At 38.6% G+C, this 21672-nt stretch carries 18 protein-coding genes; 11 read left to right on the plus strand and 7 right to left on the minus strand.

Annotation, left to right across the window (positions count from 1 at the left end; translation table 11 throughout):
• Positions 1 to 76 precede the first annotated feature (76 nt).
• Positions 77 to 820 carry a bifunctional demethylmenaquinone methyltransferase/2-methoxy-6-polyprenyl-1,4-benzoquinol methylase UbiE gene (ubiE, locus tag ACQ334_RS01370; RefSeq protein ID WP_430986360.1) on the plus strand — a complete coding sequence of 248 codons (744 nt, stop codon included), beginning with the start codon at positions 77 to 79 and terminating at the stop codon, positions 818 to 820.
• The gene (locus tag ACQ334_RS01375; protein ID WP_430986361.1) at positions 793 to 1524 is read left to right on the plus strand and encodes an outer membrane beta-barrel protein; all 732 of its coding nucleotides are present in this window, start codon (positions 793 to 795) and stop codon (positions 1522 to 1524) included. Before ubiE ends, ACQ334_RS01375 begins: the two co-directional genes overlap by 28 nt.
• Here the strand turns inward: ACQ334_RS01375 and ACQ334_RS01380 are convergent, their stop codons facing one another.
• The gene (locus ACQ334_RS01380) at positions 1525 to 3780 is read right to left on the minus strand and encodes a S9 family peptidase (RefSeq protein WP_430986362.1); all 2256 of its coding nucleotides are present in this window, start codon (positions 3778 to 3780) and stop codon (positions 1525 to 1527) included.
• 119 nt (positions 3781 to 3899) lie between these two features.
• Positions 3900 to 5621 carry a capsule assembly Wzi family protein gene (locus ACQ334_RS01385; RefSeq protein WP_430986363.1) on the minus strand — a complete coding sequence of 574 codons (1722 nt, stop codon included), beginning with the start codon at positions 5619 to 5621 and terminating at the stop codon, positions 3900 to 3902.
• Between the two features lie 37 nt (positions 5622 to 5658).
• Between ACQ334_RS01385 and ACQ334_RS01390 the strand changes: the two genes are divergently transcribed.
• From ACQ334_RS01390 to ACQ334_RS01420, 7 genes are all read left to right on the plus strand, one after another.
• Positions 5659 to 7002 (plus strand): dihydroorotase, encoded by a 1344-nt coding sequence (locus tag ACQ334_RS01390; protein ID WP_430986364.1) that lies wholly within the window; start codon positions 5659 to 5661, stop codon positions 7000 to 7002.
• Positions 7003 to 7169: 167 nt separating this feature from the next.
• Positions 7170 to 8489 carry a MutS-related protein gene (locus tag ACQ334_RS01395; RefSeq protein WP_430986365.1) on the plus strand — a complete coding sequence of 440 codons (1320 nt, stop codon included), beginning with the start codon at positions 7170 to 7172 and terminating at the stop codon, positions 8487 to 8489.
• Positions 8490 to 8640: 151 nt separating this feature from the next.
• Positions 8641 to 9237, plus strand: coding sequence for a hypothetical protein (locus tag ACQ334_RS01400; RefSeq protein ID WP_430986366.1), 597 nt, complete (start codon positions 8641 to 8643; stop codon positions 9235 to 9237).
• Positions 9238 to 9531: 294 nt separating this feature from the next.
• Positions 9532 to 11076 carry a YifB family Mg chelatase-like AAA ATPase gene (locus ACQ334_RS01405; RefSeq protein WP_430986367.1) on the plus strand — a complete coding sequence of 515 codons (1545 nt, stop codon included), beginning with the start codon at positions 9532 to 9534 and terminating at the stop codon, positions 11074 to 11076.
• Between the two features lie 183 nt (positions 11077 to 11259).
• A complete protein-coding gene (locus tag ACQ334_RS01410) occupies positions 11260 to 13062 on the plus strand; it encodes an ABC transporter ATP-binding protein (RefSeq protein WP_430986368.1) in 1803 nt (600 codons plus the stop codon).
• A gap of 12 nt (positions 13063 to 13074) precedes the next feature.
• Positions 13075 to 13335 carry a SemiSWEET family sugar transporter gene (locus ACQ334_RS01415; RefSeq protein ID WP_430986369.1) on the plus strand — a complete coding sequence of 87 codons (261 nt, stop codon included), beginning with the start codon at positions 13075 to 13077 and terminating at the stop codon, positions 13333 to 13335.
• A gap of 128 nt (positions 13336 to 13463) precedes the next feature.
• Complete coding sequence (locus ACQ334_RS01420) at positions 13464 to 13898, plus strand: DUF983 domain-containing protein (protein ID WP_430986370.1); 435 nt, start codon at positions 13464 to 13466, stop codon at positions 13896 to 13898.
• On the opposite strand, the gene ACQ334_RS01425 is transcribed toward ACQ334_RS01420, so the two are convergent.
• A complete protein-coding gene (locus tag ACQ334_RS01425) occupies positions 13895 to 14338 on the minus strand; it encodes a DUF2721 domain-containing protein (RefSeq protein ID WP_430986371.1) in 444 nt (147 codons plus the stop codon). The two genes, ACQ334_RS01420 and ACQ334_RS01425, sit on opposite strands and share 4 nt — an antisense overlap.
• Positions 14339 to 14363: 25 nt before the next feature.
• Complete coding sequence (locus ACQ334_RS01430; protein ID WP_430986372.1) at positions 14364 to 14993, minus strand: phosphatase PAP2 family protein; 630 nt, start codon at positions 14991 to 14993, stop codon at positions 14364 to 14366.
• A gap of 50 nt (positions 14994 to 15043) precedes the next feature.
• On the opposite strand from ACQ334_RS01430, the gene ACQ334_RS01435 reads away from it, so the two are divergent.
• Positions 15044 to 16129 carry a PepSY-associated TM helix domain-containing protein gene (locus ACQ334_RS01435; RefSeq protein ID WP_430986373.1) on the plus strand — a complete coding sequence of 362 codons (1086 nt, stop codon included), beginning with the start codon at positions 15044 to 15046 and terminating at the stop codon, positions 16127 to 16129.
• Between the two features lie 49 nt (positions 16130 to 16178).
• Here ACQ334_RS01435 and ACQ334_RS01440 read toward each other — a convergent pair whose 3' ends face one another.
• The 3 genes from ACQ334_RS01440 to ACQ334_RS01450 all read right to left on the minus strand — a co-directional run bounded on the left by ACQ334_RS01440 (position 16179) and on the right by ACQ334_RS01450 (position 19955).
• The gene (locus tag ACQ334_RS01440; RefSeq protein ID WP_430986374.1) at positions 16179 to 18665 is read right to left on the minus strand and encodes a TonB-dependent receptor; all 2487 of its coding nucleotides are present in this window, start codon (positions 18663 to 18665) and stop codon (positions 16179 to 16181) included.
• A gap of 140 nt (positions 18666 to 18805) precedes the next feature.
• Entirely contained in the window at positions 18806 to 19162 is a 357-nt protein-coding gene (locus ACQ334_RS01445) for a hypothetical protein (protein ID WP_430986375.1), read from the minus strand.
• Positions 19163 to 19217: 55 nt separating this feature from the next.
• Positions 19218 to 19955 (minus strand): VanW family protein, encoded by a 738-nt coding sequence (locus tag ACQ334_RS01450; protein WP_430986376.1) that lies wholly within the window; start codon positions 19953 to 19955, stop codon positions 19218 to 19220.
• A gap of 176 nt (positions 19956 to 20131) precedes the next feature.
• Between ACQ334_RS01450 and glpK the strand changes: the two genes are divergently transcribed.
• The gene (gene glpK / locus ACQ334_RS01455; RefSeq protein ID WP_430986377.1) at positions 20132 to 21619 is read left to right on the plus strand and encodes a glycerol kinase GlpK; all 1488 of its coding nucleotides are present in this window, start codon (positions 20132 to 20134) and stop codon (positions 21617 to 21619) included.
• The last annotated feature ends 53 nt before the right edge of the window (positions 21620 to 21672 follow it).

Genomic DNA, 21672 nt, shown 5'->3' on the forward strand with positions numbered 1-21672 from the left:
CCTAAACTACTAAACCCTGACCCTCTAAACTACTAATCCCTAAACCTTAAAGCCTAAAACCTGTTATCTTTGCAGTATGACAGAATTTGCTCATGATACCGTGGTGCCCTATAAAGATGGAGAGGGCAGTAAAAAGCAGCAGGTGGCCGCCATGTTTAATGATATTGCATTTAAATACGATTTTTTAAATCGTTTTTTAAGTGCAGGTATTGATATGAGGTGGAGGAAAAAAGCTATTCAGCAAATTGCCGGGCTGCACCCAAAAAATATCCTGGATGTGGCTACCGGTACAGCGGATGTGGCCATTATGGCGTCTGGTATATTAAAGCCTGATAAAATAACCGGAATTGATATCAGCGATGGTATGTTGGAAATAGGCAGACAAAAAGTAGAAAAGGCTGGTTTAAAAGGAATTATAGAGTTGTTAAATGGCGATAGCGAAACAATAAATTTTAAAGACAATTCGTTTGATGCGGTAACCGTAGCTTTTGGAGTGCGTAATTTTCAGCATTTAGAAAAAGGGTTGAGTGAGATACTGAGGGTGCTGAAACCAGGAGGAAAATTAGTGGTGCTGGAATTTAGTAAGCCCAAAACGCCGGGAGTAAAAAGTTTTTACGATCTTTACATGAAAGTAATAACCCCTAATGTGGGTAAATTATTCTCAAAAAACCGCAACGCCTATAAATATCTCGACGAATCAATTCAAAAATTTCCTGAAGGCAAAAATTTTACTCAAATCCTGGATAACCTGGGATATTTAAACACTTATTGCAAACCACTCAGTTTAGGTATATGCAGCATTTATTGCGGTACAAAATAGCTTTTGTCCTATCGGCTTTTCTGTGTTGTCCTTTATTGGGTATATCTCAGTTAAGGGACGGCATTAATCTGCCCGATCATGACGAAAAGGAATTTCACTTTGGTATCAACCTTGGTTTAAACCGTTCTCATTTCAGCTTTACACATCACCCGATTTTTATGCAGCGGGATAGTGTAATGGTAGTAGAGAGTATCAATAGCACTGGTTTAAATTTAGCATGGCTGGTAGATAAAAGGTTAAGCGAACATTTTAACCTGCGCACTTTTCCGCTGGATTTAACTTTTACTGAAAAAGCATTTGAGTACAATTTGAAATACCCTGACAGGCCGGGAGGAGAAGATTCCATCACTATTAAGAAAGTACAATCCATCTCTTTAACCTTTCCCTTGCAATTAAAATTCAGCAGCGACAGGATTGGTAATTTTAAAGTGTATATGATGGGCGGGGGTAAAGTAGAGTTTGATATGGCCGCCAATGCCGGAGCAAAAAAGGCAGAGAACCTGATTAAACTTAACCGCCTTGATTATGGTATAGAAGCCGGACTGGGCTTTCATTTTTACTACCCTTATTTTGTATTAACGCCAGAAGTGAAAATAGGCTGGGGCCTGGGTAATTTGCACGCCCGTGATAAAGACCTTAAATTTTCTAATGTAATTGATAAGATCAACTCCCGTACCATTACTTTTTCTTTAACGGTGGAATAACTATTTTTTTACCGGTCCTTCTGTATTGATTGTTGGAATACTGAATTGCGTTTTTAGAAATTCTGTAATCTTTGTAAATAAGTGTATTCTTACAGAGTTAGGACTACCATCGCTGATATTATGCAAATAATCAGGATAAAATTGCTGGTCAAACTGTTTGCGGTTCTCAATTAATACTTTGCTCAACTCCATGCTGTTTTGGTAATGCACATTATCATCAGCCGTACCATGCATCAGCAATAAACCGCCCTGGTAATTGGCCGCAAAATTTACCGGCGAAGCATTGTTGTAGCCTTCGGCATTTTCTCCCGGCGATTGCAGCATCCGTTCGGTATAAATATTTTCATACAGGCGCCAGTTGGTAACCGGTGCAATGGCAACGGCCGCTTTAAATTGCCCTGCATATTTGGTAGCCGCTAACGATGACAAGTAGCCGCCGTAACTCCATCCCATGATGGCAACATTTGAAGTATCGATACGGTAATTGTTCTTTAAATAATTTTTAAAAGCAATGATATCTTCCATTTCCACATCGCCGGGTTTTTTATAATTAGCTTTTCTAAAAGCTTCGCCACGGCCGGGTGTGCCACGGGGATCTATACATGCCACAACATAACCCTGGTTGGCCAGGTAGCGCATGGTTAAAGTGGTTTTATCATCCCATTTGTCGGTTACTTCCTGTTTGCTTTGTCCGCCATACACGTAAATAATAACAGGCATTTTTTTGGATGGTGCATCATAGGGTTTTATTACCCATCCTTTTAAATCGTCTTTAGTGCTGTTGGTAAATGATACAAATTCTGCTTTGGGAATTTTGTAGTCATTCATCTTTAATTTCAATTCTTTATTCTCTAATAATTTACCATTGATAGTATTACCGCCTGTGTTATACATCTGCAGGGAAGAAGGTGTATTTAAAGAACTGTACTCATCAATAAAGTAACGGTTGTTAGCGGTTAATTGTACGTTATGGTAACCATCGCCGTCAGTTACTTTTTTTCTTTTAGTGCCATCAATATTTATTTTGTACAAGTGTTTTTCCCTTACACCGGATTCGTTGCCGGTATAATAAATATCGCCGGTACCTTCATTTACTGATTTAATTTCAAATACATCCCACTCACCTTTGGTTACTTTTCTTTTTTGTAAAGAGGCAAGATTTACTTCGTAGATCTGGTTATAACCACTGTCTTCACTCAGCCATAAAAAACTATTGCGGGTGGGAATAAAGTAAATATTACCGGGATCAACTTTTACATAATCAGGTTTTGTTTCACTAAACACAATTGAAGTGCGGCCTGTTTTAATATCAGCAGTAAATACATCCAGTTTTGTTTGTGGCCTGTTTAAACGCTGCACAAATAAAGCTTTACTATCGGGTTGCCATTTAATACCCGTTACATATTGATCGGTATTGAGCCCAAGGTCAACCTTCGACATGATCTTATTTTTAACATTGTAAATAAAAACGCTCACATCAGGCACCATCTCGCCGGCTTTGGGATAGCGCTGTTTATTGGTTTCAGGATACACACGATCGTAATAAGATATAGGAAAAGATTTTACGGCACTTTCATTAAAACGTAAAAACGCAAGATACTGTCCATCGGGGCTCCATTGATAAGCCTGCATCATGCCAAAACTATTTTCGTATAAAGCGTCGGCCATGCCATATAGGTTATTGCCCATAGCACCATCATAGGTTACTGGCTGCACAAGGTCTGTCTGCAGGTCTTTAATATACAAATTACCTTCTCTCACATAAGCCAGTTTCCTGCTGTCAGGCGAAAAACTGCTGTACCATTGCTTTCCTTCGGCAGTAACAGGCTTCAATATTTTTTTAGGAATATCCCAAACGAAATTAAATTCTTTTGTGGAAGTATTAAAGAGCGGCTCGATTTGCGTTTTGATAAGAATTTTGGAATCATCAGGAGAGAATTCATAATCTTCAAAAAAAGCAAAGGTTAATGGTGTGGTATCATTGGGTTGTTGTACCTGGTTGGTAAATACGGTATCAATCAATCTGCCGGTTTCAAAATCCAAAGAAAAGATCATCTCCAGATTTTTTTCGGGGCGTGCTTCTATAAATGCAAACCGGTTAACAGTGTGCATCATGTGAGTTTGTTTTTTCTTCTCATCAAAAAAACCACTCCAGATTCCATCCAGGGATAAATTCAGTTTTTCTTTTTTCTGAGCTTGCGATCCAATTACAAAAAATAGGCATACCAATGTACCAACAAGTTTCCGGCTCATCATAAACTAATGATTAAGGTGGCAAATAAATAATTCTCACTGCTTTACAACAATGATTTATCAAGATAAGGTTTATGAAGTGGCAGGTCTAAGACAGTTCAAAAATAAGGCAAATATTTAATTTAAAAATCGTAATCTCTTTTAAACATGTTTAAGCGTACACCAGCTGAAAATAGTGTTGTGTTAGTTTGCCCGGCTATGCTTGCAATTTTATAGGTTCTGTATTGAAATGATAAGTCGAAGTATAAATTTTCCTTAAACTCATACGATGCCTGAAAAATTCCATTAAAGCAAGTGGCTTTATCACCGCTGCCAATTTTAAAACCGCTTTCCCGTGGCCTGGTGGTATAATTTATTAATGGGTTACTGCCAAAGTTTTTTCCTGCACTATCTAACCCCTGGTAATAATAAATGGCTTTTGCAGTAATATACCATTTAGGTGCAGGTTGAAAATTTATAATGGCCAATACTTCCTGGAAGTTGGCACCCAGTGGATGTGCCAGCGGTTGATTGTAATGGGTGTAATTAGCAATAGTATCGTTATGCGAATAAGTAAAAGGACGTACACGGTTGGCTTCTACCTGTATATCAAGATTGCGTATGCCAAAAGCATCTATATATTTTAAGCCAGCCTGGATCCCAAATTTATTTGTCCAGTTGGTGGGGTCATTTTTTACATTAGACAAAATAAATTCATCTAATAAAAACTGACCGTAAAATTGCATCCTGTGCGCCACGTTAGCTTTAAAATCTAAACCAGCAACAGCATTGTCGGGGCTGCCCACCGTGCCTTCAATATGACGGTAAAAAATGATCGGGTTAAGGTATTGAAAATCGAAATGATTTTTTCTGCCGAATATAACGCCTTCGAATAGACCGACATTAAGCCATTTGGTAACGTTCATGCTCAGGTGGTGCATGGCGGCGTATTTCCTGTCTAATAAAGTATCGCCACCTTTTTTAAACTGCGGCATCAACTCCATAAATAAATTCTGGTAATTAAATTTCCAGATCTTGGTGTTGAGTTTTAAAAATAAATTGCTGTTGCCCCAGTCGCTCAAAAATAAACTGCGGTAACCATTGCCAATAAAATTTTTATCGTAGCCAAACTGTACATCTATATAATTTTTTACAGCGGCAAAAGTAATATACCCCCTGGCATCAAAATAATCGTAGCCATTTGTTTTAAAGGGTTTGTAAAAACCTACACCCGGCACAGCTTTAAATTTATTAACCTGCTTTTGAAAAAATTGCGGCCCACGTTCCTGGTTATCAGTTATCATGGTAGCAAAGCCCAGCTTTTTTCCAATCAAGCCCCGGGCTATCACACCCCGGCTGTTTAAGAATGTTGGTTTGCCGGCACCTTGTTCAAAACCTTCAGAAAATTGCAATACCGGGTTTACGGCCAGGAAGAAATCGTTATGTTTTACTTCTAAAAAATTGGTCTTGGTTTTATAAAAAGTATTAAAAAGCGGTTTCTTGCTCATAAAATCCTGTCGTGGTGCCGATACCCATTCGGTATTATTCATTAAAAAACTGTGCAGGTTGTATTCATCAACCGGGCCAAGGTCAAGGTCGGTCCATTCCGGGTATTTATCTCTTCCGGTAGAATCTGGATAACCCATCCGGGCACTATCTAAAAACTCTGCCTGTCTTACTATTGCTTTACGGTTAAACGGCCTTAAGGTAGAAAAGTTAAGGTCGGTATTGGTTTGCTGCTTAATTTCCAGTCTTTCCACAAAATGAATGTCTTTGGAGCCCTGGTTTAAATAAGTGGATTGTGCTGTTGCCAAAGCAGGACAAATAAAAAATAGCAGTTTGAAAAAGCTTTTAATAATTTGCATTTAAATATTTTATTTTAACAGGTACTAATTTCAAGATATGCAAAAATACCTTTTTAAGAACATACAGGTTGTAAATGAAGGAAAAATAAAAGCCACCGATGTTTTAACAGATGGCCAATACATTGAAAGGATCGATAGCAATATTGAGGTAAAAGGAAATGTTATTGAAATTAACGGCGAAGGAAAACATCTTTTTCCCGGGGTAATTGACGACCAGGTGCATTTCAGAGAACCGGGCCTGACTCATAAAGCCTCCATCTATACCGAAAGCAAAGCAGCAGTAGCAGGGGGCGTAACCAGTTTTATGGAGATGCCTAATACAGTGCCTAATGCATTAACGGCAGATCTGCTGGAAGATAAATATAAAATTGCCGCAGCTACATCCCTGGCTAACTATTCCTTCTTTATGGGTACCAGCAATAATAATGCAGAAGAAGTATTGAAGATGAACGCTCATAAACGAGATGTATGTGGTGTAAAGATATTTATGGGTGCCAGCACCGGCAATATGCTGGTAGACAGCCATACTGCCCTAGATAAAATTTTCAGCGAAAGCGAAATGCTGATTGCCACACATTGCGAAGACGAAAGAATTATTAAAGCTAATTACGAAAAGCTAAAAAAAGAAAAAGGAGAATTATCTGCTGCAGATCATCCGCTGATACGTGATGCAGAAGCTTGTTTTGAAAGTTCCTTAACAGCTATCCAGTTTGCAAAAAAATACAATAGCCGTTTGCACATACTGCATATCTCCACCGAAAAAGAACTGCAGTTGTTTGGTAATATGCTGCCATTAAAAGATAAACGCATTACCACCGAAGTTTGTGTACATCATTTACATTTTACAGCAGATGATTATGAAAGGTTAGGGTATAAAATAAAATGTAATCCTGCCATAAAAGCACCGCATAACAAAGAGGCTTTATGGAAGGCTTTGTTAGATGACCGGCTGGATGTTATTGCTACCGACCATGCGCCGCACACCTGGGAAGAAAAGCAGGGCAGTTACGAGCATGCGCACGCAGGATTGCCTTTAGTGCAACATCCTTTATTGATGATGCTGTACCATTACCAGGATGGAAGGATCAGCCTTACAAAAATTGCTGAAAAGATGAGCCACGCTGTGGCAGATTGTTTCCAGATTGAAAACAGGGGCTATATTAGGGAAGGTTATTTTGCTGATGTAGTGGTGGTGGATTTAAATAAGCCCTTTACAGTGCAGAAAGAAAATATTTTATACAAATGCGGATGGAGCCCTTTAGAGAATTTTACCTTTCCTGCATCTATAGAAAGAACAATGATAAATGGCAGGATGGTATATGACAATGGATTGTGGAATGAAAGTGAGAGAGGGAGCCGGCTTCTATTTGACAGAGGTTGATAGGAGTTACGGGTTACGGGTTATTGTTGTTTTTGATTGTTAGCGAAAAATTATGCGTATAAAAATTCGCAAACAATCAATTAACCCGTAACCCGTAACTCGTAACTCGTAACCCGTAACAAAATAAACCCATAACCCTTAACCAAAATAAACCCGTAACAAAATCAATGCAGGCAGACAAAACTACGCTTACCGATCTATCCATTTTTAACACTGCCGATGAGCAGGCTGTTTTTAATTATTTAGATTTTACCCGTACAGTGGGTGGCAAAGAATGGTTGCGTTTTTTTTTAAGCAAGCCCTTTGATACCATAAAAGCCATAACCGAAACCCAGCATACCATTCAAAAATTTCTTGCAGTGCAGCAGCAGTGGGGCAATACGCTTGTTTCCAATGGCACTATTATGGTGATTGAAAAGTTTTATGAAACCGGCATTGAAGAAATTCCGCATAACCCGGGCTTTATCAGTAGTTTTTATTACAGTATTTTCAGTGCACCTGATTTTTCTTTTATCCGCTATTCTGTAAAACATTTTGCCGATTTTTTTACCGGCATGCAACAGGCAGCAACGCTTTTACAAGCTGATGATAATCCCACATTATTGCAAACCATGCTGGAGCAAATTAAACTACGGTTAAACAAGCCCGGCTTGCAGGCTGTACTGCAAAAAGAAGATGGCAAGGATTTTTCAAAACAGCAATTATTGCAACTGGGCCATTTTTTAAAAAGAAGGTATAAGCAGGAAGCCCTGGACCTTATAGAAATATACAGCAAGCTGGATGCATATTACAGTATGGCCTGTGCCTGCGATAAATACCAGCTCAGCTTTCCATCTTTTACAGATACTGATAAGCCGGAAATAAAAGCAAAACAATTATTTCATCCTTTATTACCCACACCAGTTGCGTATGATGTTGATCTGAATCAGCAACAGAATTTTTTATTTTTAACAGGTGCTAATATGGGTGGCAAAAGCACTTTTATTAAAGCTGTGGGTGTTGCAGTGTACCTGGCACATACAGGGATGGGTGTGCCGGCGCAGCAAATGGAACTAAGTTTGTTTGATGGCTTATTAAGTAATATCAATGTGGTAGACAACCTGGTGCAGGGCGAAAGTTATTTCTTTAATGAAGTACAACGCATAAGAAAAACGGTGGATAAAATAAGCGATGGCAAAAAGTGGCTGATACTGATTGATGAACTCTTTAAAGGCACCAACGTACAGGATGCCATGAAGTGCAGCAGCACTGTAATTGAAGGCTTATTGAAAATAAAAAATTCTTTATTCATTCTCTCTACACATTTATACGAAATTGGCGAAGACCTTAAAAAATTCCCCAACATACAGTTTAAATATTTTGAAACAGCCGTTACTAACGGCCAGCTTTATTTTAGTTACCAGTTAAAAGAAGGTATCAGTAACGACAGGTTGGGGTACCTGATATTGAAGAGGGAAGGCGTAGTGGAAATGCTGGAGAAGTTGTAAATTATTATTAATTGAAGTTTGTGTTTCATCTACCGGAATAATATGTTTCACTAATTGATGTGGGCTAAATTGCAACTGAACACACATTTACTACAGTTGCTGCAACTTACGCCACCAATCTTCTTATGCGTTTTTACTTTTACAGAAAAAAATGAAAAAACTAATACCGGTTTTGTGCTGTTTGATAATATTGTATTCCTGCAAAAAGAACCGGCAACCACTGCCGATACAAGTGCCTCCGCAAGTGCCGCCACAGATGACCTACATCAGCCTTAAGGATACGGCAGTTCGTTTTAACCGTGCCATAATTCTGGATATTGATAACGATGGAACAAAGGACATTTATTTTACAACGTTGCTGGTAGGCGATCCTGTTTTGCAACAAGATAAGATGCAGTGGCTGGTAACCGGTGCCTTTGATACCAATTTCCCGGTAGATGCCAATGAATCAATGCCGGTACTCCGGTTAAATGATGCCATTAGTGTAAAGAATATGCCGGGTTATACCTGGTATAATGCTTCAGCAATTTTGCTGGTGCAAAAAATACTCAGTATTTCGCTTCCTCCGTATTGGGAAGGAGACTGGAAGAATGTAAGCCACAGGTATGTGCCTTTTCAACTGGTTAAAACAGCAGGAATTTATAATGGATGGGTAGACATAAGTTTTAGTACAGATAATGAAAAACTGGTATTGCATAAGGCGGCAGTTTGTAAAGAATTGAATAAAGATATCCAGGCGGGTAATTAACAAGGCATAGCAGTTGGAGTTACAAAATGCAACTTCAAAGTAAGAATGTAAATCTTTCTGCTACAGGATTTGTGTATTGACTGGTTCCTGTATGATATGCACGAATAATAAACATCATCGGTATAAATATTTTAAAAGTACTGTCACTAACGTATATCTGTACTTTGACAACCAGTTGAAATATAGTAATAGCTATAGTGGGGTGGGATATTTAGTATTAAAACGGGAAGGTGTAGTTGATATATTGAAAGAAATAATAAAACCTTCCGTACATTAGCCAAAATTTATTACCCCATGTTAGTTAAAACTTTTGGCAGCGCCGTATACGGTGTAGAAGCTATAACCATCACCGTAGAAGTAAGTGTAAATAACCAGGGCAAAGATTATTTTATAGTAGGCCTGCCCGATAGTGCGGTTAAGGAAAGTTTGCAAAGAGTGGAGAGTGCTATAAAAAGTAACCGCTATTATATGCCCCGTACCAAGCTGGTAGTTAATCTTGCCCCTGCGGATATACGAAAAACAGGCACTGCATTTGATCTGCCCATCGCTATTGGTACATTGGGTGCCACTGAACAAATAGCCAATCCTGAAAAATTAAGTGCGTATGTGATAATGGGAGAACTAAGTCTTGATGGAGAGATCCGTCCTATAAAAGGCGCATTGCCCATTGCCATACAGGCACGTAAGGAAGGTTTTAAAGGCTTGATCGTTCCCAAACAAAATGCACGGGAGGCGGCAATGGTAAACAACTTAAATGTGTATGGTGTTGGCCACATCAACGAAGTGATTGATTTTTTTAAAGACGAAAATTCCATTGAACCAACTATCGTAAATACAAGAGAAGAATTTGCACAGGCACAAAGCGATTTTGAGATTGATTTCTGTGATGTAAAAGGACAGGAAAATATAAAGCGGGCTTTAGAAATTGCAGCGGCAGGAGGGCATAACGCTATTTTAATTGGTCCGCCGGGTGCAGGTAAAACCATGCTGGCAAAACGCCTGCCTACAATATTGCCACCATTAAGTTTGCAGGAAGCATTAGAAACAACAAAAATTCATAGTGTTGCCGGTAAGTTACCGGAGAATGCTACATTAATTTCCAGGAGGCCTTATCGTTCGCCGCATCATACTATTAGTGATGTTGCTTTAGTTGGCGGAGGCGGTAATCCACAACCAGGTGAAATTTCACTAGCGCATAACGGCGTTTTATTTTTAGATGAATTGCCGGAATTTAAAAGAACGGTTTTGGAAGTAATGCGCCAGCCAATGGAAGAAAGAAAAGTTACCATCAGCAGGGCGAAAGTAGCTTTGGATTTTCCTGCCAGTTTTATGTTGATTGCTTCAATGAATCCCTGTCCCTGTGGTTTTTTTAATCATCCCGAAAAAGAATGTACTTGTCCGCCCGGTGCCGTACAGAAATACCTGAATAAAATTTCGGGACCATTATTAGATCGTATCGATCTGCACGTGGAAGTAACGCCAGTTGCTTTTAGTGAATTATCTTCTGCACAACAATTTGAAAAAAGTGAAAATATAAGAGCAAGAGTTATTAAAGCAAGAGAAATACAGGCAGAGCGATATAAAGACAGTGAAGGGGTTTATGCCAATGCACAAATGAGCAGCAAACAATTAAAAGAAATTTGTACCATCAGCACCGCCGGGCAAAACCTGCTTAAAGTAGCGATGGAAAAATTAAATTTATCCGCCCGTGCCTACGACAGGATATTAAAAGTGAGCCGCACCATTGCCGATCTTTCTGCCAGCGCCGATATAAAGCCGGAACATTTGGCGGAAGCCATTCAATACAGGAGCCTGGATAGAGAGGGGTGGGGAGCTTAAGTAATGAATAATGTAACAATGATTAATTAATAATGTTGGAACTTCGTTCGGGTTGTCGAATTTGGAAAAATTATTCATTAACTCATTATCAATTATCCATTCTTCCCTCTGCCATCTTGCCAGTATTGCTTTACTTGTACGATATTTGCACTCCTGAACGCTTTACTGCTCTAAATTTTAGATATGAAGATACTACTGCACTACCTGAAGCCATACAAATGGCTGGTAACCTTTACACTTTTAATGGCTTCTATAAATATTGGTTTTTCCCTGGTGGATCCTATTTTATTAGGAAAGCTGATCAACCTGGCCAACGGGCACCAGGGTGGCACAACACCTCCTGCAAGCAATTTTACCTGGGATAGATTTTTTAATTCTTTTTCATGGGATGCACCCGGTGTTTGGTACGTACTTATTTTTTCTATTTCTGTAGCCATGGTCAGCCGTATTGCAAAAGCTTTCCAGGATTATTTTTTAAATGTGGTGATACAAAAATTCGGGGCAAGGGTATTTACTGATGGCTTACAACATGCCATGAAACTACCTTACCAGCAATTTGAAGATCAACGCAGCGGCGAAACTTTATCTGTATTAACTAAAGTAAGATCGGACGTTGAAAAATTCATGACCAATTTCATCAACATTCTTTTTGGTGTGATCATTGGTGTTGTATTTGTTTTTGTATATGCAGCAATATTTATTAACTGGCGTATTCCTGTGGCTTACCTGGTAGGCATTTTTGTACTTACATTCATTACTAACAAGCTCAGCAAAAAAATTAAACTGATCCAGAAAAATATCGTTGGACAAACCACAGCATTGGCTGGTTCTACAACTGAATCGTTACGCAATATAGAATTGGTAAAAAGTTTAGGTTTAACACACCAGGAAGTGGAAAGGTTAAATACTAATACCTATAAAATATTAGGATTAGAATTGACCAAAGTAAAACGCATCCGCAGTATCAGTTTTATACAAGGTACGATGGTGAATACCTTAAGGCAGGTGATTCTGTTTATATTAATGTGGCTTATTTTTCATGGCACCATGAATGCGGGGCAGCTGGTAACGATGCAGATATTTTCATTTTTTGTTTTCGGTCCGTTACAGGAAATAGGCAATATACTTTTATCCTACCGAGAAGCAGAAGCCTCATTGAATAATTTTGATAACCTGATGAAAAAGGCTCCTGAACAGGAACCTGCTTTTCCAAAACCATTGGGCAATATTGAAACACTCTCATTTAATAATGTGGTATTTCAACACCAGACGGCACCACAAAGGGCAATAGATAATATCAGCTTTGATGTAAAGGTGGGAGAAACAATTGCCTTTGTAGGGCCAAGCGGAAGTGGTAAATCTACCCTGATGAAATTACTGGTGGGCCTTTACCGTCCGCAGGAAGGGAAAATTTTATATAATAATTTAGACGAAACAGAAATTCATTTTGATGACCTGCGTAAACAAATTGGTTTTGTTACACAGGATACTAATTTGTTCAGCGGAACGATAAAAGAGAACCTGATGTTTGTTAATCCTGCTGCAACGGAAGAGCAATTAAATGACGCCTTACAAAAAGCCAGTTGTACCGGTTTGATATCAAGGGCCGAAAAAGGTGTGGATACAATGATTGGCGAAGGAGGTTTAAAATTATCCGGTGGTGAAAAACAACGTATCTCAATTGCACGTGCTTTATTGCGCAAGCCGCATTTGTTGATTTTTGATGAAGCTACTTCTGCATTGGATTCAATAACTGAAGAAGAAATTACAGATACGATAAGAGACCTGTCTTCTCAAAAAGAACAGATCACTGTTTTAATTGCACACCGTTTAAGTACTATTATGCATGCCGACAGAATTTATGTGCTTGAAAAAGGGGAGGTAGTGGAAACGGGAACACATGAAGGTTTACTGGCAGATAAAGGATTGTATTATGCCATGTGGAGGCAACAGATCGGCGAAAGAAAAAAGATCACTTCAGCTTAATAAAAAATAATTATGCCACTAACATTAATAGGCTTTATTGGTACGGCAGCTGGTTTTGTTTCTACCATAACTTTTTTACCGCAGGTAATAAAAATATGGCAAACAAAATCGGCAAAAGATCTTTCTTCGCTTACCTTGTTACTGCTTTTTGTGAATGTATCTCTATGGCTCACCTATGGTATTCTTATAAACGACGGCCCCATTATGGGTACCAATGGCATTGTACTTTCTATGATCATTGCAATGATCTATTTTAAATGGAAGTTTAAGTAGGTGCGTAACTTTTGCGAAGGGAGGGTCACTCCTTAAAGAATGGCTCACCCGGCAAAGCGAAAGAAGTTTTAGATTGCTGGGTAACTTTTGTAACGCAAAAGGTTTTTTACTTTAGTACCTTTGCAGTAATGAACAAGCAACCCACACCTAATTATTTCTGGAGTATTTTAACGATGAAATGCCCGAGGTGCCGCCGTGGGCCGATGTTTAAAGACAGCAATCCGTTCAAAAAACTTTCAGTGAAACATATTTTTGATATGCCGGGTAATTGCCCGGTATGTCATCAGAAATACGACCTGGAAAATGGCTTTTGGTTTGGTACCGGCTATGTAAGTTATGCTTTAGCAGTTGCATTTTCGGTAGCCACGTTTGTTGCCTGGTTTGTGTTGGTAGGGGTATCTACAGAAGATAACCGTATATTCTGGTGGCTGGGATTAAACATTCTTTTTTTAGTACTTATTCAACCCTGGTTAATGAGGATAAGCCGTGTAATTTACATTCGTATTTTTATCAGGTACGACGAAAATTTTGAAGACCATAAATCTAAAGAGTTTGATTACTAAGCGCTGTGGTTTTTAAAAATATCTTCAAAAATATTTCCTTTACTTAATTCTTCAATATCGCTGAGCTCCAGTTCAATGGCTTTAGTACTTTTATTGATTTCTATTAATGAAAGTATGATGGAAACCAATAAAAAAATAAGGCTGGCAGCAAAGATCCAGTGTGATAATTCCACCCATCCCCGGAAGATAGCATACATGCACAGCACACAACATAAAAAACTCATAATGCCAAAGCCTTGCATGTAGCGTATGAGGTTAAGCCTGCTGCGGATATTTTTAATCTGGCTTAGAATATTTTTTTCTTTTTCGCCACGCAGGTATTCATCATGCAGTTTTCTTACCAAGGCCGCCAGTGATAAAAAACGGTTGGTATAAGCCAGCATTAATAAAGTAATAGCAGGAAAGAGTAAAGCGGGTGTGTTGATATTGATGTCGAGCATACAATAAATGTACAACAGAAATATTTTACCAGCGTGCGTTTATTGTTGTAACGGGTTTAAGTTTACGGTACATCATTTTTTGTAGTTTCCAGCCCAGCCATGCGCTGCCTGCACCTACCACTGCACCTGCCAATACATCGCTTGGGTAATGCACGCCCTGGTACATACGTGCCCAGCCCACGCTGGTGGCAAATACATAAGCCGGTGCCACATAATACCATTTGCGATAGCGTAAAGCAATAGAAGTAGCCGTACAAAAAGCAGCAGAAGTATGGCCTGAAGGAAATGATAGTCCCCCGCTTTCATCATCTCTTTGTATAATAAAACTATATTTTTCAAATGGGCGTTGCCGGTTCACTATTCTTTTAGTAGCCTGGGTAATTACACTTGATAATATAAACGACCCACCCATATACAATGCATCCCGTTGTAATTTTTTATCATGCTGTATAAAACCGGCTATTGCAATGCCCGCAGGTAGTCCAACACTTAAAGCCGTAACCGATGAAGCATTCAATTCTAAATATTTATTCTTGAATGTAGTTTCGTTTTTGTTGATAGGCTTTAAGAGGTTGATATCGAAATTCTGAGCAGCAAGCTTGCTACTGTACATGAAGAAAAATAAAACCAATGCAATTGCAGATTGCTTATTCATTTTAATAGTATTATTGCAAGATACAAACCGAAACCGTTAAATAGCAGTTAATGAAAAACAAAGGTCTTATTACTTTTCATTCCATACTGGGATTATTTGCCGGTATTTTTATTTTAGCATTGTCTTTGTCGGGTGCCGTTTTGGTTTTTCACGACGACCTTGATGCTTTTCAAAAGCCGGAAGAGTTTCCAACCTTCGATTACCAGAAAACATTGACTATTGATAGTTGCTATAAAGTGGTGCAAAAAAGATTTCCTTATGCAGCCATCAGCAGCTGCAATATTTCTAAGAATGATAAGGAAGCATTTATGTTCTCTATTTATGATACCACTTACCAAAAAGGAGAAAAAGTATTGCAACTATTTCTGCATCCGCAAACCGGAGCAGTGTTAAAAAGCCGTGGCGGCAGCGATGATATTTCCGAAAACTTTATGGCCTGGCTGGCAAGCTTTCACAGTTCTTTTCATGCAGGTAAAACGGGCGAATGGTTGCTGGGATTTTTTTCTATTGTTTTTGTGTTGAGCATCATAACCGGCATTATTTTATACCGAAAAAATATTATTGCTGTTCTCTTGTTTAAGAAAACAGTATGGCGAAAAAATAACCTGCACCAGCTGATCGGTACCTGGGCACTGTTATTTAATGTAATGATTGGTATTACCGGTTTCTGGATGCAACGCTATGTTTTTAAAAAAGAATTTTACCAAAGTAATAACTGGGTGAGTACGGTAAAAGCTTCACCCAAACCATTATTCAATTTTGATTCGGCTTATAAAGCGGTACAAAAAAGATATCCTGATTTTACTGCGTATGTTATTTATTTTCCACAAAGTGCTAAAGGAAAAACAGCTATTTACGGCAGCAATAAAACCAATGCCTATATACACTCTAAAAAATTTGCGGATGTAATTGCACTGGATAGTTCAGGCGCTGTTGCCAAAACAAGGTTCATCAACGAGATATCATCAGCAGACAGGTACGACATCATCAACTCTCAATTGCATATGGCAAGATATGGCGGCACCGGCATAAAAATTATTTACGCATTATTCGGTTTGTCTTCTGCATTATTAAGTATCACCGGTTTTTTAATGTGGAGAAGAAAAAGACGCACTAAGAAAGTGAATGATGAATAGTGAATGGACAGTAATTTATCATTCACTATTCACCATTGATGCCTGACGCTTAATTAAAATTTAAAGGAAAGCTTAACTTAACCGCAACATTGCGCCCCATATTATAGATACCACTTCTGCCAGATGCATTACCCGGATAAGGTTCAAAATATTTCAACCGGTTTAAGTGCGATTGATAAGCCACATCAAAAAGATTATTTGCCAGGATAGAAAAATTAAAAATGGTTTTCTTTTTTTGGTTAACCACATCGCCTCCAAAACCAATGTTGAATAAAGAGTAACCCGGTGTTGGTGTTTCTGTCCCAAATTCTAAATAGGCTTTATCTTGTTTGGCATACCATTCAAACTGCATTTTTGCAAAGAGGTTGGTAAAGGCACCCGACTTTGGTTTTATGTTAGCACGCAATTCAGAAAAAGTATGCATCGGCGGAATAAAAGGCAAATACTTTGCGCTGTCTGATAAATTCTTTCCACTTACACCTTTATTGGTGCCGTATACTAATGATAATGAATTTTCAAAATGCAACCAGTCTAGCGGATGAGGATGTAAATCAATACTTATTTCTGTGCCATACAAATGCGCTTTAGCTGCCTGGAACTGAAATGTTTCATTACCCGGAATAATTACAGAATCCTGCCCTGCGCTGTTTAATACCTTCTGGTTAAAAATATAATTCTGAATATTGTTGTTGAACAATTCCAGGTTTACAGTAATGTGCTGCGAATTGTAGTTTAAACCAATATCTTCCTGCAAACTGAATTCTGGTTTAAAATTCAAGTTACCCAGCTGGTAAATATTAGTGCCGGGATGTACGCCATTGGCAGATATTTCAGAAATATTGGGCGAACGATATCCTCTTGCCACATTAAATTTAGCACTGAATGTTTTTGAAAAACTATAGGTAGCACCAAGGCTTCCGGTAAGGCCGGAGAAAGTATGTTTGTAAGTATAGAAAGCCTGTGTTGCACCAACAGTATCTGCACCATAAACGGCTTTATCAAATCCTGTAACGGCATCAGGTTTTGTAAATAAAGCATCGTTATTAAAAGTTCTCATATCATAGCGGATACCGCCAGCCAGTTCTAGTTTTTTATAAGATTTTTTGGCAAATAAAAATGGCCCGAAATCAAATTGCTTATAAGACGGAATTACAAACTCAGTACCTTTTTCTGCATCATTGTTTTGATACATACCATTTACGCCACCTGTTATGCTCCAGCCATTCTTTTCAGGTAAATAATACTTGGCATCATATGAGTAGGTATTCAGTAAAAGGTATAGACCCGGTACCGCAATTTCAGGATGGCTGTATTCCCTGCGGATGCTTTTTTGATAACCGAGGTTTAACGCTATCCTTCCACCACCTTTTAAAATAAAATTATTAGCCGTGTAGATTCTGTAGTGTTGCACATGCTGATGTAATGCAGGTATTGCATACGATGTCAATTCCGCATCAGATACTATTGGTCTAACTGTATCCGCTTCTGTAATTTGTTTGGTGAATTTTCTTGTAGCAGAATCCCTGCTGCCATCGGGTATATCCTGCAGGTCATCAAACACCGAAAAACCAATATGAGAATACCCCCAGGTTTTATTTACACCAATCATACCATTCAAATCAGTTTCCCGGAAGCCGGTATTGTACACACGGCCATCGTATTTGTTGCGGTAGTTGGTAGCTTCTTTATATGATGCCCTGCCTCTCCACACAATAGAATTTTTATTGCCCGCTAGCATTGCTGATCCTCCAAATAATCCATTATTGGTTTGGTATTCTGCGGAAATATCTCCTTGTGTTTTTCCAGGCGAAGGAAAATTGGCAGGTATTAAATTGATCACGCCGGCCAGTGCATCCGAGCCATAAATAAGACTGGCAGGGCCTTTCACCACTTCTACTTTTTCTACACTATTCTGATCCACTTCAATGCCATGCTCATCACCCCATTGCTGGCCTTCTTGTCTTACACCATCATATAAAGTTAAGATCCTGGAAAATCCTAAACCACGGATATAAGGTTTAGATACATTAGGCCCTGTAGTAACTGCATTGATGCCCGGCACTTTTGCAATGGCATCAATAATATTAGTACTTAAATTCTGTTGCAAATATTGTTTGCCAATGGAAACAATTGGTATCGGATTTTTTTTGATAGATGTTGCTTTAGAAGTACCTGTAACCACCACTTCATTTTCTTCCACTACCGAAGGTTCTAAAGAAAAATCCTGTATTACATTTCCCTGTATGGAAATATTTTGCAAAGCAGATTTATACCCTACAAATTTTACTTCTACCAGGTAATTACCATTGGGTAAATTATTAATACTGTAATTGCCGTTGGCTGTTGTAATTGTCCCTTTTTTCAGATCTGAAAAATATACAGAAGCCCCTTCTAAAGGAAGCCCTGTTTTTTTATCGGTAACTTTTCCGCTGAGTGTACTTTTTGCAGGATCAGTAAATGTATTTTTTTTGCTTGCATTTGCTGCAGCAACTAAAAAAATAGCTGCTGTAAACAAAAATATTTTTATTAAACGCATTAGTTGAATAGTTAGAGTCTGTAAAATGTATGCAGTAAGATCAGTTTGCCTGAAAAATTTACGTCATACCATTAATGAGAATGAATACTGTATTGGTGTAATAACAGTAAGGCAGCTTACAATAAATCAGTAAGCCTGAATCAGCCAACAAAAGGTGGGCCACGGGTTTCAAAAAAAGAGTAACTATTCTGAAAAGTGAAAGAATAATATGCAGCAGCAGCAGGTTGATACCGTAAGGGTGCAACAAAATTTATTGCTGTTGAAAAAACATCAACATCTTTAGTCAATTGATACTCACAAATAAAACATTTGCTTTCTGCAGTGGAGTGAAAATAGCCGGGTAAGCCGGACCTTTTTGCAAGACTATTTTCCTGGTGTGTTGATGATGGAGAGGAGGCATGAGAATGCGATACCTGTATTATGGTTACCGCAGACAATAACAGCAGCAGTAATGCAGCAGTTAATTTTTTAAAAAGTATGACTTTTTTAAACCTCACCAAACAAAGGTAATAAATTGCTGCAACATTGTTGCAAAATAAAAGTTAACGGAATCTATTGCAGCAGGTTGTAGTTATGGCTTGCGATCACTTCCTGCAATCCATTACAGCTGCTTAAGGTTTTTACTTTTATAAAACCAGGATGCTTTTCGTACTCAAATTCAATTTTGTGCAAGAGGATATTTTCGGCTGCGGAAACTATGCCGGTTAATGAATTTTCATTTAGCGTAAAAGAAAAATAAACCGGGAAATGGTATTCATTTTTAATCCTGCAATCCTTATAACCATAAGCCACGGTAGCATCGCTGCCCAAAGGGGTAAAGCGATCTTCATCTTTATAAATATCAATACTGTGCGGATGGCGTTCCAGAACGGTTAAACCGGTTTGTACAGATAAAAAATAAATAAGCCCTGATAACTGGCAGAGGCCACCGCCTGTAGCTGCCTCCAGTTCGCCATTGATAATTGTCCTGCTTTTTTTATACCCATTTTTTTCGGAAGGATTGCCCACTGATTTCCAGAAAGAAAAAATTTGTCCGGGTGCAATTTCAATATTATTTATTGTGGTAATTGCAAGGTTGAGGTTGGAAATTTTATTGGCACTACTGTCATTTACTTTTACCTGCTGCTGTATGCTAACTGCTTGTTGTATATTTTCAGGAAGTTGTTGCCTTATATTTTTATTGCTGCAAAAGAGTTTTGAATAGCCGTTTAAAAAATCTGCCGCAGCTCTTCTCTGCAATTGCAGCAAAAGTTTTACTGGTGCAGGTATATATTTTTTAAGGCGCAACATTATGTTGTTGAAGATAATAAACTAATACGTTAAAGAAGTCAAGTTTTTAAAAACTTGACTTCTTTTGACAGTCAGCTCAAAAAGCAAGAGAGGGTTAACTTAAAATTAATCCGTTTGAAATACAGCAATGTTTATTTTAAAAAATTCCGCTAACTTGAAAACAAATCATTCTTGCTATGAATCAATACATCCTTTCCCTTGACCAGGGTACTACCAGCAGCCGAGCTATTATTTTCGATCAGCAGGGCGCTATCATTGCTGTGGCACAAAAAGAGTTTACGCAATATTTTCCGCAGCCCGGCTGGGTAGAGCATGATGCCAATGAAATATGGAGTACACAATTAGGAGTGGCTGCCGAAGCTGTTACAAAAGCCGGGTTAACGGTAGAAAATATTGCGGCCATCGGTATTACCAATCAAAGAGAAACTACTGTAGTGTGGGATAGGGCAACAGGCAAACCTGTATATAATGCCATTGTGTGGCAGGACAGAAGAACCGCCTCTTTCTGCGATGAATTAAAAAGAAAGCAGCTAGATACCATCATTAAACAAAAAACAGGGTTGGTGATTGATGCTTATTTTTCTGCCACCAAAGTAAAATGGATTTTAGATAATGTGGAAGGCGCAAGAAAAAAAGCAGAGAACGGTGAGTTATGTTTCGGCACCATTGATACCTGGTTGTTATGGAATTTAACCAAGGGACAAATTCATGCTACCGATGTGAGCAATGCAAGCCGTACGATGTTGTGCAACATTAATACATTACAATGGGATGGTGAGCTGGAAAAAATATTTACTATTCCGGGCAGTATGTTACCACAGATACGCAGCAGCAGCGAAGTGTACGGGCATACTCAAAATATTTTGTCTGCTAAAAATATTCCTATTGCAGGTATTGCAGGCGATCAGCAGAGTGCGTTATTCGGGCAGATGTGTACACAACCCGGCATGGTTAAAAATACTTATGGTACAGGTTGTTTTATGTTGATGAATACAGGGGAGCAACCTGTTACTTCCAATCATAATTTATTAACCACTGTAGCCTGGAAAGTAAATGGCATTACACAATATGCTCTAGAAGGCAGTGTGTTTATTGCAGGTGCTGTTGTGCAATGGTTGAGAGATGGTTTAGGTATCATTCAAAAATCATCAGATGTGGAAGCATTAGCGGCTAAGGTTAACAGTAATGAAGGCGTTTATGTAGTGCCAGCATTCACCGGGCTGGGTGCGCCGCACTGGAACCAGGATGCAAGAGGGACAATTGTAGGGCTTACAAGAGGTAGTAATGCATCGCATATTGCAAGAGCAGCATTGGAAAGTATTGCCTATCAAACGATGGATGTATTAAAAGCTATGGAAGCCGATTCTGGTATTTCTATAAAAGAATTGAGGGTTGATGGCGGCGCTACGGCTAATGATTTATTAATGCAGTTTCAGAGTGATATTTTAAATACTAAAGTGCTGCGGCCAAAAATTACAGAGACCACTGCATTAGGGGCAGCTTATCTTGCCGGACTTGCCGTAGGCTACTGGAAAAGCATTGATGATATACAACAACAATGGTTGATTGATAAAGCATTTGCACCTGCAATGGATGCATCGCAGAGAAATGAATTGAAAGCAGGCTGGCAAAAGGCAGTGAATACTACGATAAGTAATGTGTAAAAGTTCAGGCGTTTAGAGATGTAGACGTTTAGTGTCCTCTTAAAATCTAAACT

Origin of the sequence: Ferruginibacter sp. SUN106, assembly GCF_050611765.1 — a bacterium.
GTDB lineage: Bacteria > Bacteroidota > Bacteroidia > Chitinophagales > Chitinophagaceae > Ferruginibacter.

Excerpts from the sequence above, each read along its gene's own strand:
- ACQ334_RS01440 (WP_430986374.1), bottom strand. The coding sequence starts at position 18,665 with ATGCGTTTAATAAAAATATTTTTGTTTACAGCAGCTATTTTTTTAGTT.
- ACQ334_RS01430 (WP_430986372.1), bottom strand. The coding sequence starts at position 14,993 with ATGAATAAGCAATCTGCAATTGCATTGGTTTTATTTTTCTTCATGTAC.
- ACQ334_RS01415 (WP_430986369.1), top strand. The coding sequence starts at position 13,075 with ATGCCACTAACATTAATAGGCTTTATTGGTACGGCAGCTGGTTTTGTT.
- ACQ334_RS01395 (WP_430986365.1), top strand. The coding sequence starts at position 7,170 with ATGCAGGCAGACAAAACTACGCTTACCGATCTATCCATTTTTAACACT.
- ACQ334_RS01375 (WP_430986361.1), top strand. The coding sequence starts at position 793 with ATGCAGCATTTATTGCGGTACAAAATAGCTTTTGTCCTATCGGCTTTT.
- ACQ334_RS01425 (WP_430986371.1), bottom strand. The coding sequence starts at position 14,338 with ATGCTCGACATCAATATCAACACACCCGCTTTACTCTTTCCTGCTATT.
- ACQ334_RS01450 (WP_430986376.1), bottom strand. The coding sequence starts at position 19,955 with ATGTTGCGCCTTAAAAAATATATACCTGCACCAGTAAAACTTTTGCTG.
- ACQ334_RS01400 (WP_430986366.1), top strand. The coding sequence starts at position 8,641 with ATGAAAAAACTAATACCGGTTTTGTGCTGTTTGATAATATTGTATTCC.
- ACQ334_RS01405 (WP_430986367.1), top strand. The coding sequence starts at position 9,532 with ATGTTAGTTAAAACTTTTGGCAGCGCCGTATACGGTGTAGAAGCTATA.
- ACQ334_RS01435 (WP_430986373.1), top strand. The coding sequence starts at position 15,044 with ATGAAAAACAAAGGTCTTATTACTTTTCATTCCATACTGGGATTATTT.
- ACQ334_RS01390 (WP_430986364.1), top strand. The coding sequence starts at position 5,659 with ATGCAAAAATACCTTTTTAAGAACATACAGGTTGTAAATGAAGGAAAA.
- ubiE (WP_430986360.1), top strand. The coding sequence starts at position 77 with ATGACAGAATTTGCTCATGATACCGTGGTGCCCTATAAAGATGGAGAG.
- glpK (WP_430986377.1), top strand. The coding sequence starts at position 20,132 with ATGAATCAATACATCCTTTCCCTTGACCAGGGTACTACCAGCAGCCGA.
- ACQ334_RS01420 (WP_430986370.1), top strand. The coding sequence starts at position 13,464 with ATGAACAAGCAACCCACACCTAATTATTTCTGGAGTATTTTAACGATG.
- ACQ334_RS01380 (WP_430986362.1), bottom strand. The coding sequence starts at position 3,780 with ATGATGAGCCGGAAACTTGTTGGTACATTGGTATGCCTATTTTTTGTA.
- ACQ334_RS01410 (WP_430986368.1), top strand. The coding sequence starts at position 11,260 with ATGAAGATACTACTGCACTACCTGAAGCCATACAAATGGCTGGTAACC.
- ACQ334_RS01385 (WP_430986363.1), bottom strand. The coding sequence starts at position 5,621 with ATGCAAATTATTAAAAGCTTTTTCAAACTGCTATTTTTTATTTGTCCT.